The 276-nt window shown below is 59.8% G+C and carries 1 protein-coding gene; it reads right to left on the bottom strand.

What is annotated here, in order from left to right; all coding sequences use genetic code 11:
• On the bottom strand, positions 1–276 hold a 276-nt coding region (locus tag Q5762_RS38215), incomplete at both ends, for a hypothetical protein (RefSeq protein WP_315896915.1).

Genomic DNA, 276 nt, shown 5'->3' with positions numbered 1-276 from the left:
GGGTATTGGACGAACGCGGCCCACGTGTTGAGCCACAGGTAGAACTCGCGCTCCTTGTGTGGGTAAAGAGTTAGATGGTTGGCCTTGGTTGAGTCGCGCTGGAAGAAGCGGGTGAGCGCTTGGCCGGCGTCCATGACTCCGAGGAAACCGGCGTAGTGGATGAGCTCCTTGTAGCGGTTTGGTGAGGGTGTCGCCGTCGCAACAAAGCGGAACCGGTTCCTGAAGTTGGCGAGGAACGTCTGGTAGGTCTTGGAGCCGAACGATCGCAGCACGGAC

It is taken from the genome of Streptomyces sp. P9(2023) (genome assembly GCF_032436795.1).
GTDB lineage: Bacteria > Actinomycetota > Actinomycetes > Streptomycetales > Streptomycetaceae > Streptomyces.
Note: the sequence above shows the minus strand (reverse complement) of the source record. Positions and strands in the feature narration are given on the sequence as shown.